The organism is Sphingobium sp. DEHP117, from assembly GCF_030867385.1.
Lineage (GTDB): Bacteria > Pseudomonadota > Alphaproteobacteria > Sphingomonadales > Sphingomonadaceae > Sphingobium.
The window spans coordinates 406,935-419,851 of record NZ_JAPFBJ010000001.1 but is presented as its reverse complement, the minus strand read 5'-3'; the positions used below and the strand labels follow the sequence as shown (position 1 = coordinate 419,851).

Here is a 12,917-nt window from a genome sequence, read left to right as displayed (position 1 = left end):
GCGCGGCCCCTAGCCTATTTTGCGCTGCAGCGCAATGGCGCCTATCGCAAGAGGCTGATAGCCCACTCTGCCGCTTCCGCCGCGCGGCGCGCCGCCAACAGCAGATTGGTCTGGAAGTCGCCCGCACTTTCTCCGTTGGCGTCGTCGGTGGTCGCCTTGATCCCGGCCCAGGGCAGGCCGAGCCGCTGCGCCACCTGCGCCAGCGCGCCGGTCTCCATATCGACGAGGTCGCCGCTGAGGCCATCGCGCAGGCGCATGCTGTGATCCGGGCACTCGACAAAGCTGTCCCCCGTGACGATCCGCGCTTGCGGCAATCCAATGTCCGGCAGTGGCTGCGCGCGAAAGGCCTCGACTTGCGCAACGCCTATCGGCCAACTGCCTGCCGTGAAATGCGCAAACCCCTCGGGCCGCTGCGCGCCATAGTCACCCTGCACAGCCTCGTGGATGACGAAACAGTCGCCCGCGATGTCCGATAGCTTACCCGCCGTGCCGATGATCATCAACAGCTCGGCATGATGCAGACCCGCCAGCAACGTCGCGGCGATCGCGGCATTGACCTTGCCGACGCCACAACAGGTTACTGCAATTTCATGCGCGCCGTGCCTCACGAACCGCACCGACAAATGCCCGTGTTGTTCCAGCCTGTCGTGCCGCCCCGGCAGAAACGCGTCCGCTTCCTGCTCCACCCCTGTGATCAATGCTACTCTCACGGTTCAGTGCCCCGGAAAGGCGAGCAGCGCGCCGCTCCTCACGCCCGCGTTCGCCAACCGCGCCGCACCACCCAGATCGGGCAGGTCCACTAAAAACCGCGCCTGCGTCACCACAGCGCCTTCGCCCCGCAGCAACTGCACGCCCGCAAGCGCCGTCCCGCCGGTCGCGATCAGATCATCGACCAGCAGCACCCGCGATCCTGCCTTCACCGCGCCGACATGCATCTCGATCCGGTCCGTGCCATATTCCAGTGCGTAGTCGACCCCAACGGCGGCGCCGGGCAGCTTCCCCGATTTGCGTAGCATGATCTTGCCCTTTCCCAGTGCATAGCTCAGCGCCGAGGCCACGATGAACCCACGCGCCTCGATCCCCGCGATCAGGTCCACCTCTCCCGTGTCGAAGGTCGCGATCAGCCGGTCGATCGCCGCGCGAAATCCCGGCCCATCCAGCAGCAGTGTCGAAACATCGCGAAAGAGTATGCCAGGCTTTGGAAAATCCGGGATCGTGCGCACTAAGGCAGCAAGATCGGCATTGGCATCGATTTGATCCAGCATCTGATATCCCCCTAGAAAGCCCCACCATCCTTGCGCACAAATCCCGTCGCCGCCGAAAACGCCATGTCGATATCGGGATAGTGACAGTCGCCGACCGGCGGCCTGCCGATCGCCACAAAAATGCAGTCCTGCGCCCCTTCGTTGACGATATGGTGGCCATTGCCGTCATTCTTGGGGAATATGGCTATGTCTCCCGGCGCAAGCGGGCTGCGCCCGCTGTCGTCGATCAGCACCGCTTCGCCGGACAGCATCACCACCAGCTCATCCTCGTCCTCATGCCAGTGCCGTTGCGATGACGCCGCGCCGGGCTTGAGCGTCACATGGCTCACACCGAAATCGGCAAGGCCGAACAGCGGCGCCAGCCGCCGCACCCAGCGCCCATCGACCACGCCCTTATACTCCGCCGGATAGCCTGTGCTGTTGGTGGCTGGGATGGAGGCGAGGTCGATCTTCGGCATGGGCGCATCCCTCATCTGGCGCTGATGGCAATCATTCGCTATCGCAGCGCCATGCCGATGTCCAATCCCACCTTTACCGATCCTGTGCCGCTGGCCGAGCAATTGATCGCCTGCCCTTCGGTCACACCTGCGACCGGCCCGGTGTTCGCTGCGCTCGAAGCCATGCTCACGCCGCTGGGTTTCACCGTGGATCGCTGGATAACGGGCGATGCGCCCGACGGGCCGGTGGAAAACCTCATCGCCCTGCGCAGCAATGGGCCGGGCAGGCATTTCGCCTTCGCCGGGCACCTCGATGTCGTGCCGCCTGGCCATGGTTGGGCGAGTGATCCCTTCACGCCCGAGCGGCGCGGAGACCTGCTGCATGGGCGCGGCGCGGTGGATATGAAGGGCAGCATCGCGAGCTTCGTCGCCGCCCTGCCCGCCTGCCTCGACCTTCCCGGCACCATCTCGCTGCTCATCACCGGTGATGAAGAGGGCGCGGCGACCTATGGCACCCGCGCGATCATGGAAAGGATGGCGGAGCAGGGAATAAAGCCGGACCTGTGCCTGGTTGGTGAACCGACCTCCGTTCACCGCTTGGGCGACATGGTGAAAATCGGACGGCGCGGCTCGGTCAATATGTGGATCAGCGTGAAGGGTACGCAGGGTCATGTCGCCTATCCGCATCTGGCCGACAACCCGATCCCGCGGCTGGTGCGCATCCTCGCTGCGATAGAGGCGATAGAGCTGGACAGCGGCAACGACTGGTTTCAGCCCAGCAACATCGAAATCACCGACATTTCCGTGGGCAATGACGCGACGAACATGATCCCGGGCGAAGCGCGGGCGCGCATCTCGATCCGCTTCAATGACATGCACACCGGGGCCGGGTTGACCGAGCGCGTCCGCTCGCTGGTGGAGGCGGAAGGCGGCGCGCTGGAAGCGAAGATCAGCGGCGAGGCGTTTCTCACCCCGCCGGGCGAATTTTCCTCCCTCATCAGCCAGGCGATCAGCGAAGCGACAGGCCTCGCGCCCGAACTTTCGACCACGGGCGGGACATCCGATGCCCGTTTCCTCTCGGCGCTATGCCCGGTGGTGGAATTTGGCCTCTGCAATGCGACGATGCACAAGCTCGATGAAGCGGTGGCGGTTCAGGACCTCGGCACCCTGCGCGATATTTATGCCGCTATCATGCGCAAGGCGATGGTTCAGGCAGCCTGACCGCCTGCATTGGCCGCTCCTCCATGCCATGCGCGCTTGCGTGCATACATGTTGGCATCTGCCCGCTCGATCAGCGAATCGACCGTGTCGTTCGGCATCAGTATCGCCCATCCGATAGACGCCGACACCGGCAGCACAGCCTCGCCGTACCGGCATTCGGTGCTGCGCAAGACATGATCGATATGATCGGCCTTCTTGGCGGCCTGCTTCTCGTTCACTTCCTCGATGATCAGCGCAAACTCGTCACCACCCAGGCGCGCCGCGACGTCCGTCTTGCGGATATGCGCCTGCACCAGCTGGGCCGCGTGCACCAGCGCGAAATCACCCGCGCTGTGGCCAAACTTGTCGTTGATATGCTTCATGCGGTTGATGTCGAGAAACAGCACCGCAGAACTCGCCTGATAGCGCTGGGCACGCACGATCCGCTCATTCAGCGCGCCGATGAAATAGCGGCGATTGTAGAGCGGGGTCAGCGTATCGCAGACCGCCACACGCTCCAGCTCGGCATTGGCGATGCGCAGCAGGCGCACATCGCGCCGCAGCGAAGACACCTCTGCCTTGAGCTCGGCAATGATGGCGGCGGACAAGTCTGCCCCCTGCGTCGACGTTTCGCTCTGGCCGCCTTCGGTCATGCGCTGGTATCCCCGGAAAAGTCCCTATGCCTGCGTCCTGGCCGCACAACGTCGGCTTTGAATCGGCAGGTGCAGCATAATGGCCTGCCCAACCTTACCGATAGGTGAATACCGACATCTCCCGACCACAATCATCTTGGGCATTGCCCCTCGCCCCTCGGCTGTTTAAGGCCTGAACCTCAAAGGGAGAAAGCAGATCACATGACGGGGCAGAGCAGCGAGGGAGAAAAGCCCATCATCGGCGTCATCATGGGCAGCCGCTCGGACTGGGAAACGATGCGCCACGTCAGCGAGACACTCTCCGCGCTGGGCGTGGCGCATGAGTGCAAGGTCGTCTCCGCCCATCGCACGCCCCAGCGGCTGTATGATTATGCCACGGGCGCCGTCTCGCGCGGCCTCAGGGCGATCATCGCGGGCGCAGGCGGCGCGGCGCATCTGCCCGGCATGGCCGCGAGCATGACACGCCTGCCGGTGCTGGGCGTGCCGGTGGAGTCAAAGGCTCTCAATGGCATGGACAGCCTCCTGTCCATCGTCCAGATGCCCGCAGGTATACCGGTAGGCACGCTGGCGATCGGGCGGGCCGGCGCGGTCAATGCCGCCCTCCTCGCCACAGCTATGCTCGCCAACACCGATGACGAACTCGCCGCGCGGCTGGAGGCATGGCGCGCCAAGCAGACGGCCGACGTGGCGCAGGAACCGGAATGAAGGCTTTTTCTGAGATGCGGTGCCAGCCCCGTGGTAGAGTCACGCGCCTCGACCACGCCCCTCCCGACCTCCCAAAGGATACCATATCGGGAGGTTGGGAGGGAGAGTGGGCCGGTGCGGGAACCCGACAATGACTTCATTACCGCCCGGCTCCACTATCGGCATCATCGGCGGCGGGCAGCTCGGCCGCATGCTGGGCGTAGCTGCCGCGCAACTGGGCTATCGCGCGCATGTCTATGCGCCAGAGGAAAGCGGCCCGGCTGCGGATACATGCGCGGACTGGACGCAGGGCGCCTATGAAGACGCAGGCCGCCTCGCCGCCTTTGCCGACGCTGTCGATGTGCTGACCTACGAGTTCGAGAATGTCGATGGCGGCACGCTGGAGACGCTGAGCCAGCACGGGCTGGTGCGCCCCAATGTCGAGGCGCTGCGGATCGCGCAGGATCGCCTCAAGGAGAAGACGTTCGTAACCGGGCTGGGCGGCGCCACGGCTCCGTTCGCGGCGGTGGACAGCCTTGCCGATCTGGAGGCAGCGCTCGGCCGGATCGGAACACCCGCCATCCTCAAGACCAATCGCTTCGGCTATGATGGCAAGGGGCAGGTGCGCCTGCGCTCGGCCAGCGAGGCGGCCGCAGCCTGGGAGGCGGTGAAAGGCCAGCCCTGCATATTGGAGGGTTTCGTTAGCTTCGACGCGGAGTTCTCGGTCATCCTCGTGCGCGGTATCGATGGCGAGGTCCGCTTTTGGGACAGCCCGCACAATGTGCATGTGGATGGCATCCTGTCCACCTCCACCCTGCCCGCCGGGGCACAGATCATGGAGCAGGTGGAAACCGCCCGTGCGCTCGCCCGGCAGGTGGTAGATGCGCTCGATTATGTCGGCGTTCTCACGCTTGAATTTTTCGCCACCGCGCAAGGCCCGGTGTTCAACGAGATGGCGCCACGCGTCCACAACAGCGGTCACTGGACCATCGAGGGCGCGCTGACCAGCCAGTTCGAAAACCATATTCGCGCCATTTGCGGCCTGCCGCTTGGGCACACGGCGCTGGCGGCCAGGGGGGTGCAGATGCGCAACCTCATCGGCGAGGACGCGCATGAGTGGGCCGCCATCCTCGCGGACCCGGCCAACCATCTCCATCTCTATGGCAAACACGGCGCGCGCCCCGGTCGCAAGATGGGCCATGTCACGCGGCTGGAACTCTAGGACGAGGCCATGAACCATCCCGAGATCGTCCTCATTCTCGCCCGCGCCGACAATGGCGTCATCGGGCACAATGGGCGCCTTCCATGGCACCTCCCCGCCGATCTGCGCCACTTCAAGGCGCTGACCCAGGGCAGGCCAATGATCATGGGCCGCAAGACCTTTGAGAGCCTGCCCGGCCTGCTCGATGGGCGGCGGCATATCGTGCTGACGCGGGACCGGGAATGGCAGGAAGACGGCGCCGAGGTTGCCCACACCGTCGAAGATGCGCTGCAGCGCGCCAATGCACCGCATATCTCCGTGATCGGCGGGGCAGAAATTTACAACCAGTTCCTCCCCATCGCCGACCGTATCGAGTTGACCGAGGTGCACGCCGAGATCGAGGGCGATGCCCGTATCGACCGGCCCGACCCTGCAGACTGGCATGAAGTCTCGCGACAGCGGTTCGACGCAGAAGGGCCTCGCCCCGCCTACAGTTTCGTCACCCTCAAGCGGCCTACGGAACGCAAGAGCTGATTGGGCGTCTCGGCAACTCCCACGCAGGAGCTTGCCCATGTATATCGACGCGGATGACGGTGTCTCTCTTCACGTAAAGGACATGGGCAGCGGCAGCCCGGTCATCCTCATTCATGGCTGGCCGCTGACCGGCGACATGTGGGAATATCAGGTCGTCGCCCTGCTCGAAGCCGGCTATCGCGTCATCACCTATGATCGGCGCGGTTTCGGGCACTCGGCCCATCCGGCAACCGGATATGATTACGATCGCTTCGCCGATGATCTTGCCGCAGTGATCGAGGCGCTGGATCTCCGGTCCGTTGCCCTCATTGGCTTTTCCATGGGCGGCGGCGAGATTGCGCGCTATCTGCACCGCCACGGCGGGACGCGCGTCAGCCGCGTCATGTTCATTTCGTCGGTCGTCCCTTATCTGCTGAAGGATGAAGGCAACCCCGACGGCGTTGACGAATCGGTGTTCGACGACATGCAGGACCAGATCCGGGCCGATCGTTTCGATTTTCTCCAGACCTTCGCCAAGCAGTTCTACGGCTTCGGCTTCGTCAGCCGGCCGGTGAGCCAGGGCGTGCTGGATTGGACGTTCACGCTGGCGCTGATGGCCAGCCCGGTCGCGACGTTGGAATGCGTCGATGCCTTCGCACGCACCGATTTCCGTCCCGACCTCGCCGCCGTCACCATGCCCACGCTGATCATCCACGGCACCAGCGACAAAACGGTACCCATCGAACCCACGGCGCGCGCAGCCGCCGCGCGGCTCGCCAATGCGCGGCTCATCGAATATGATGGCGAACCGCACGGCCTGTTCGCCACCACGCCGCAGCGGCTCAACCAGGACATTATCGACTTTCTCCAAAGCGTGGCCTGACCCACCACGCCATCCTCACCCGCAACGGAATTGCATAGGCAGTTCATGCTGCTATAGCGGCGGGGATGGAGCGGCTGGACAACATGGGGGAGGTGAGCGCGAATCTGCGCGGGGCCGTAATCGCGCTCGGCAATTTCGACGGCTTTCATCTCGGCCATCAGGCGGTTGTGGGCAAGGCGATTGCCTGGGCGCGGGCAGAAGGGCGCCCGGTCATCGTCGCGACGTTCGATCCGCACCCTGTGCGCCTGTTCAAGCCCGACACACCGCCATTTCGCCTCACCTCGCTGAACCAGCGCGAGCGGTTGTTCGCCGAGGCCGGGGCAGACGCGATGATGGTCTTCCACTTCACGCGAGAGCTGGCGGAAAAAAGCGCGGAGGAATTCGTGGCCATGCTCGCCGGGCCATATGCCGCGGCCGGGGTGGTGACGGGGGAAGATTTCACCTTCGGCAAAGGCCGATGCGGCAACGTGACGCGCCTCAGGGAACTCGGCGCAGTGCATGGCCTGCGCGCGGAGGCGGTCGCTCCGGTGACAGACGAAACCGGCGCAACCGTCTCCTCCAGCCGCATCCGTGAGGCGCTCCGTTCGGGCGACTGCACCACCGCCGCCTGCCTGCTCACCCGCCCCTTCGCGATCGAGGGCGTGGTTCAGCATGGCGCAAAGCTTGGCCGTACCCTCGATTTCCCGACCGCCAACATGACGCTGGGCAGCTATCTTCGCCCGGCCTATGGGGTTTACGCGGTGCGCGGGCGGCTGCCTGACGGTCGCCTGATAGATGGTGTCGCGAACCTCGGCATCCGCCCGATGTTCGATCCACCCAAGGAACTGCTTGAAACCTATTTCTTCGATTTGGCCGAAGACCTCTACGGCGAGACCATCGAGGTACAGCTGATCGCCCACCTGCGCCCGGAAGCGAAATATGACGGGCTCGATGCGCTCAAGGCCCAGATCGCGCGGGATTGCGCGGCGGCGCGACACATCCTCGCGCAGACGCCCCGCTTGTCCTCATAGAATTTTGGCCCTAGAGCCGGGTCCGATTTCGCTTTTCCACCGGACCGCACATGACCGAGCCCAAAGACTATAAAGACACCGTCTTTCTGCCCAAGACCGACTTTCCGATGAAGGCGGGCCTCGCGCAGAAGGAGCCGGCCATCGCCGCGAAGTGGGAGGCGGACGGGCTGTATGCAAAGCTCCGCGCCGCCAGAAAAGGGCGCGAGCGCTTCGTGCTGCATGACGGCCCGCCTTATGCGAACGGCGACATCCACATGGGCCACGCGCTCAACAAGGTGCTGAAAGACATCATCGTCCGGTCCCAGACCCTGCTGGGCAAGGACGCGCCCTACACCCCGGGCTGGGATTGCCACGGCCTCCCCATCGAGTGGAAGATCGAGGAGGAATATCGCAAGAAAAAGCTCAACAAGGACGAGGTGCCCGCAAAGGAATTCCGCGCCCAGTGCCGCGCCTATGCCGACACATGGGTGGGCGTGCAGAAGGAACAGTTCAAGCGCCTCGGCGTCATGGGCGACTGGGACAATCCCTACCTGACGATGAAGTTCGAGGCCGAGGCGGCCATCGTCGGCGAGCTGCTGAAGTTCGCCGAGAGCAGCCAGCTCTATCGCGGCGCGAAGCCGGTGATGTGGTCCCCTGTGGAGAAAACCGCGCTCGCCGAGGCCGAAGTCGAATATGAGGACGTGACGAGCACCCAGATCGACGTCGCGTTCGAGATTGTGGATGCGCCGAATTGCCGCGAGCTGGAAGGCGCCTACGCCGTCATCTGGACGACCACCCCCTGGACCATCCCCACCAACCAGGGCATCGCCTATGGGGAGGGGATTGAGTACTGGTGCGTCAAGATCAACGGCATGGGTCCATATCTTGTTGCTGGTGATCTTGTTGAAGCATTAGCAGCACGAATTGCACCGGGCGTTTCACACTTTCTCGACGTCAGTTGGCGCGGCACCGGCACCGCCCTAGCCGGAGCCACCGCCCGCCACCCCATCGCCAACCTCCTCCAGACTCCCCTCCCCTTTAGGGGAGGGGCAGGGGGTGGGGGCACGCTCCAAGCGCCGCGCCCAGAGGACACGCCCCACTCCAACCCCTCCCCTGAAGGGGAGGGGCTTAAAACGATCCATCCCGCCTCCCCGCTCGCCGAGTTCTTCCTCCGCCCCCGCCCCTTCCTCCCCGCCCCCCACGTCACCACCGACGCGGGCACCGGCCTCGTCCACATGGCTCCCGATCATGGCGAGGAAGATTTTTTCGCCTGCAAGGCCGTCGGCATCGATCCCGTCTTCGCAGTGACGGACAGCGGCTTCTACCGCGAGGACTGGGCGTGGCTCGGCGGGCAAGGCTCGGTAATCAATACGAAATTCAACGCGGCCGACGGTCCGATCTGCTCCGACCTGCGCGAAGCAGGCGCGCTCCTCTCGGCCAGCGAATTCCGCCACAGCTACCCGCACTCGTGGCGCTCCAAGGCACGGATCATCTATCGCTGCACCCCGCAATGGTTCATTCCGATGGATCGAGAGCGCGACGCCAACATCCCGCTGTGCGAGACCGAAGCGGGCATCCACGCAGCGCAGGGCAGCAACACCACCACGCTGCGTCAGACAGCGCTCGCCGCCATCGAGGACACGCGCTGGGTGCCCACCCGCTCGCGCAACCGCATCTTTGCCATGGTCTCCGATCGGCCCGATTGGGTCATCAGCCGCCAGCGCGCCTGGGGCGTGCCCATCGCGCTGTATGTCCACAAACAAACCGGCGACTACCTGCGCGACGCGCAAGTCAACGCCCGCATCCGCGCGGCGTTCGAGCAAGGCGGCGCGGATGCGTGGTTCGGCGCGGACCATCAGGCGCTGCTGGGCAACGAATACAGCCTCGATGACTATGAGGTCGTGAACGACATCCTCGACGTGTGGTTCGACAGCGGCTCCACCCACAGCTTCGTGGTCGAACCGCAATTCGGCACGGATGCTGACGACCGTGCGGACCTCTATCTCGAAGGGTCGGACCAGCATCGCGGCTGGTTCCAGTCGAGCTTGCTCGAAAGCTGCGGCACCCGTGGGCGCGCGCCCTATAAGTCCGTCCTCACCCACGGCTTCGCGCTCGATGGCCAGGGCCGCAAAATGTCCAAGTCGCTCGGCAATGTCGTCGATCCGCTGAAGATCATGAGCGAGAGCGGCGCGGACATATTGCGCATGTGGGTGGCGAGCACCGACTATTTCGACGACGTCCGCATCGGCAAGGAAGTGTTGGCCGGATCGTCCGACGCGTACCGAAAATTACGCAATACTTTCCGCTATTTGCTGGGCGCACTTGAGGGATTTGACGAAGACGGGAAAGTGCCGGTTAGCGAGATGCCGGAGCTGGAGCGCTACATGCTTCACCGCCTGGCCGAGCTGGACGCCACGCTGCGCGAAGTCGTCGAAAACCGCGCGAGTGAGAGCTGGCTGGAGTTCAGCCGCTACACCCGGGCGCTCAACGATTTTGCCAATATCGACCTCAGCGCCTTCTTCTTCGACATCCGCAAGGACTGCCTCTATTGCGATGTGAACCCGGAGACGGGCAAGCAGACCGACAAACGCCGCGCCTATCGCACGGTGCTTAATGTGCTGTTCCACGCGCTGGTCCGCTACGCCGCGCCGATCATCCCCTTCACGGCGGAAGAAGTATGGAAGAGCCGCTTCCCGGATGCGGACAGCGTGCACATGTTGGATTGGCCGGACTTCGCCAGCCTTCTCTCCCGTCATTCCCGCGCAGGCGGGGATCCAGCATCGACAACAGACCTGGATTCCCGCCTTCGCGGGAATGACGGGTTGTTGGATGAGGGGCTGGCGCAAAAATGGGGGCGTTTGCGCCATTATCGCGATCAAGTAAACGAAGCTATTGAGCCTCATCGGCGAGAAAAGACTATTCGATCAAGCTTGGAAGCTAATGCGATAATTACAGCTGGAAACTGCGACTACAATATCCTGTCCTCAGTGGGCGACGACCTACCGGAGTTATGGATCACATCGGGTGCGGAAGTCATCTTGGATGACCTGAAAGACAATTTGGATTTACAAAGCGAGGCGGTTGTAACGAAAACCACCCACCACAAATGCGGCCGCTGCTGGCGTCACCTTCCCGAAGTCACCGAAGACGGAGACCTCTGCAACCGCTGCGAGGACATCCTCTCGTGAGCCTATGCACCCAACCTCGTCACCCCGGACTTGATCCGGGGTCCCGCTTTTCTTCCGCCCCGGGTTCGCCAAAGGCGCGATGGATGCTGAACCAGGCTCAGCATGACGGATTTTCACAATGACGCCCCCCCCCCTTCACCGCAAGCTCGGGCTCGCCATCGCGTCCGTGATCCTGATCCTCGATCAGCTCATCAAATATATCGTCACCGTGCCGCTCCAGCTTCAATCGCGCGGGGATGAGGGGCTGGAGATAATCCCGATCTTCGCGCTGCGCTGGGTGGAGAACCGCGGCATCTCGATGGGGTTCTTCCATGCGGATAATGACACCGCGCGCTGGCTGCTCGTCGCGATGACGGCGGGCATCGCCGGGTTCGTCGCTAGCTGGATGTGGCGCGAGCGGTCCCGCCAGGATGTTATCGCCCTGGGCCTCGTGCTCGGCGGTGCCTTGGGCAATATCATCGACCGCGTGCGCCTCGGTTTCGTGGTCGATTATGCCGATCTGCACTTTGGCGAGTGGCGGCCATTCCTCATTTTCAACCTGGCGGACGCCGCGATTACCATCGGCGTGCTGATCCTGCTTGCGCGCGCGCTCCTGCTGCGCGAAAAGGGCGCAAATTCGGAGAGTCAAAACTGATGCGTAAACTTGTCGTCGCCGCCGTCCTCGTTGCCACATTGTCCGCCTGCGGATCGCGCGGGATTTTCAATCGCGCCCGGCCGGACGAGATGCAGGTGACGCGGCAGGCCCCGCTGGTCATCCCGCCAGATTTCGCGTTGGTGCCGCCTGCGCCCGGCGCCGCGCCGACGGTGACGCCCGAGGCCAACCGCCAGGCGATGGAGGCGATGTTCGGCGCGCCCGCCGCGCGTTCGGCCAGCGAAGCCGCAACGCTCTCCGCCGCCGGGCGCGACAATGCCCTTCCCGGCATCCGCTCGGCAGTCGGCGATCCGCAGACCAACCTCGTCGACAAGGGCGCGACCACGCGCGACATCCTCTCCGCGCCTGAGGGTGACGGTCAATACGGCCGCGCCGTCGCCAACTAGGATTTGCTCCATACGGGCCTGCGAACGGCAGCTTTCTGCGCTTCCGGTGCTCACGACCCATTGAGGTCGCTGCGCTCCGGTTCTCAAAATCCACCGTTCTCGGCTCCGTCTGAACCAAATCCGGGCAGCGCTATTCAGGCAATTTCCAGTCTATCGGCTGCTCGCCATGTTCTCTCAGAAAAGCATTGGCGCGGCTGAACGGGCGGCTGCCGAAAAAGCCGTTATGCGCTGAAAGCGGCGAGGGGTGAGCGGAGCGGATCACCAGATGCCGCCCGCCCTGGCTCACATCCTTCACGAACGCCGCCTTCTTCTGCGCATAGGCACCCCACAGGATGAAGACGATCGGCCGTTCCTGCCGCGCCACCAGGGCGATCACCTCATCCGTAAACTTTTCCCACCCGCGCCCCTGATGGCTGGCGGCCTGCCCCATTTCCACCGTCAGCACGCTGTTCAGCAGCAGCACGCCCTGCTCCGCCCAGTGCGTCAGGTTCCCATGACGCGGAGGATCGATGCCAAGATCGGCTTTCATCTCCTTGAAAATATTGACCAGGCTCGGCGGTGGACGCACCCCGCGCTGCACGGAAAAGCACAGGCCGTGCGCCTGCCCCTCGCCATGATAGGGGTCCTGCCCCAATATCACGACACGCACCGTGTCGAGCGGCGTAAGGTCGAGCGCGCGGAAATACTCGCTGCCCTTGGGAAAAATGCGCTTCCCCTGCCCCTTCTGCTCCAGCAGGAAAGCACGCAGGCTCTCCATCACCGGCGAGGCGAACATCGGGGCCAGCGGCGTGGCCCAGCCGGCATGCAGCTTCGGCGCGGGTCGGGTGGCGGTCTCGTCTGTGTCGGTCATCAGCGCTATGTTAAGA

General features: G+C 63.9%; 14 protein-coding genes. 9 read left to right on the top strand and 5 right to left on the bottom strand.

Features of this window, described 5'->3' with window-relative positions:
* Positions 1-41: 41 nt before the first annotated feature.
* Genes OOT33_RS02075 through OOT33_RS02065 form a run of 3 tightly spaced genes read right to left on the bottom strand, consistent with a single transcriptional unit; the run spans position 42 to position 1,723 of the window.
* Positions 42-710, bottom strand: a complete 669-nt coding sequence (locus tag OOT33_RS02075) for a 5'-methylthioadenosine/S-adenosylhomocysteine nucleosidase (RefSeq protein ID WP_307748319.1) — start codon at positions 708-710, stop codon at positions 42-44.
* 3 nt (positions 711-713) lie between these two features.
* Entirely contained in the window at positions 714-1,265 is a 552-nt protein-coding gene (locus tag OOT33_RS02070; protein ID WP_307748318.1) for an adenine phosphoribosyltransferase, read from the bottom strand.
* An 11-nt stretch (positions 1,266-1,276) separates the two neighbouring features.
* Entirely contained in the window at positions 1,277-1,723 is a 447-nt protein-coding gene (locus tag OOT33_RS02065) for a cupin domain-containing protein (protein WP_307748317.1), read from the bottom strand.
* Positions 1,724-1,747: 24 nt separating this feature from the next.
* Here OOT33_RS02065 and dapE point away from each other — a divergent pair, with 24 nt between their 5' ends.
* A complete protein-coding gene (gene dapE / locus OOT33_RS02060) occupies positions 1,748-2,923 on the top strand; it encodes a succinyl-diaminopimelate desuccinylase (protein ID WP_373690479.1) in 1,176 nt (391 codons plus the stop codon).
* On the opposite strand, the gene OOT33_RS02055 is transcribed toward dapE, so the two are convergent.
* Complete coding sequence (locus OOT33_RS02055) at positions 2,911-3,555, bottom strand: diguanylate cyclase (protein WP_307748316.1); 645 nt, start codon at positions 3,553-3,555, stop codon at positions 2,911-2,913. The two genes, dapE and OOT33_RS02055, sit on opposite strands and share 13 nt — an antisense overlap.
* 201 nt (positions 3,556-3,756) lie before the next feature.
* Between OOT33_RS02055 and purE the strand changes: the two genes are divergently transcribed.
* The 8 genes from purE (at position 3,757) to OOT33_RS02015 (ending at position 12,051) form a co-directional block, all read left to right on the top strand.
* Positions 3,757-4,260 carry a 5-(carboxyamino)imidazole ribonucleotide mutase gene (gene purE, locus OOT33_RS02050; RefSeq protein WP_307748315.1) on the top strand — a complete coding sequence of 168 codons (504 nt, stop codon included), beginning with the start codon at positions 3,757-3,759 and terminating at the stop codon, positions 4,258-4,260.
* Positions 4,261-4,390: 130 nt separating this feature from the next.
* A complete protein-coding gene (locus tag OOT33_RS02045; protein ID WP_307748314.1) occupies positions 4,391-5,461 on the top strand; it encodes a 5-(carboxyamino)imidazole ribonucleotide synthase in 1,071 nt (356 codons plus the stop codon).
* Between the two features lie 9 nt (positions 5,462-5,470).
* Positions 5,471-5,974, top strand: coding sequence for a dihydrofolate reductase (locus tag OOT33_RS02040; protein ID WP_307748313.1), 504 nt, complete (start codon positions 5,471-5,473; stop codon positions 5,972-5,974).
* 37 nt (positions 5,975-6,011) lie between these two features.
* Positions 6,012-6,836, top strand: coding sequence for an alpha/beta fold hydrolase (locus OOT33_RS02035; protein WP_307748312.1), 825 nt, complete (start codon positions 6,012-6,014; stop codon positions 6,834-6,836).
* Between the two features lie 65 nt (positions 6,837-6,901).
* Positions 6,902-7,846: a bifunctional riboflavin kinase/FAD synthetase gene (locus OOT33_RS02030; RefSeq protein ID WP_307748311.1), complete on the top strand. Its 945-nt coding sequence runs from the start codon at positions 6,902-6,904 to the stop codon at positions 7,844-7,846.
* A gap of 50 nt (positions 7,847-7,896) precedes the next feature.
* Positions 7,897-11,013: an isoleucine--tRNA ligase gene (gene ileS, locus OOT33_RS02025; protein WP_307748310.1), complete on the top strand. Its 3,117-nt coding sequence runs from the start codon at positions 7,897-7,899 to the stop codon at positions 11,011-11,013.
* Positions 11,014-11,131: 118 nt separating this feature from the next.
* Entirely contained in the window at positions 11,132-11,647 is a 516-nt protein-coding gene (gene lspA / locus OOT33_RS02020; protein WP_307748308.1) for a signal peptidase II, read from the top strand.
* Positions 11,647-12,051, top strand: a complete 405-nt coding sequence (locus tag OOT33_RS02015) for a DUF3035 domain-containing protein (RefSeq protein WP_307748307.1) — start codon at positions 11,647-11,649, stop codon at positions 12,049-12,051. The genes lspA and OOT33_RS02015 overlap by 1 nt, the downstream gene beginning before the upstream one ends.
* A 130-nt stretch (positions 12,052-12,181) precedes the next feature.
* Here the strand turns inward: OOT33_RS02015 and ung are convergent, their stop codons facing one another.
* Positions 12,182-12,901, bottom strand: coding sequence for a uracil-DNA glycosylase (ung, locus tag OOT33_RS02010; protein WP_307748305.1), 720 nt, complete (start codon positions 12,899-12,901; stop codon positions 12,182-12,184).
* Positions 12,902-12,917: the final 16 nt, after the last annotated feature.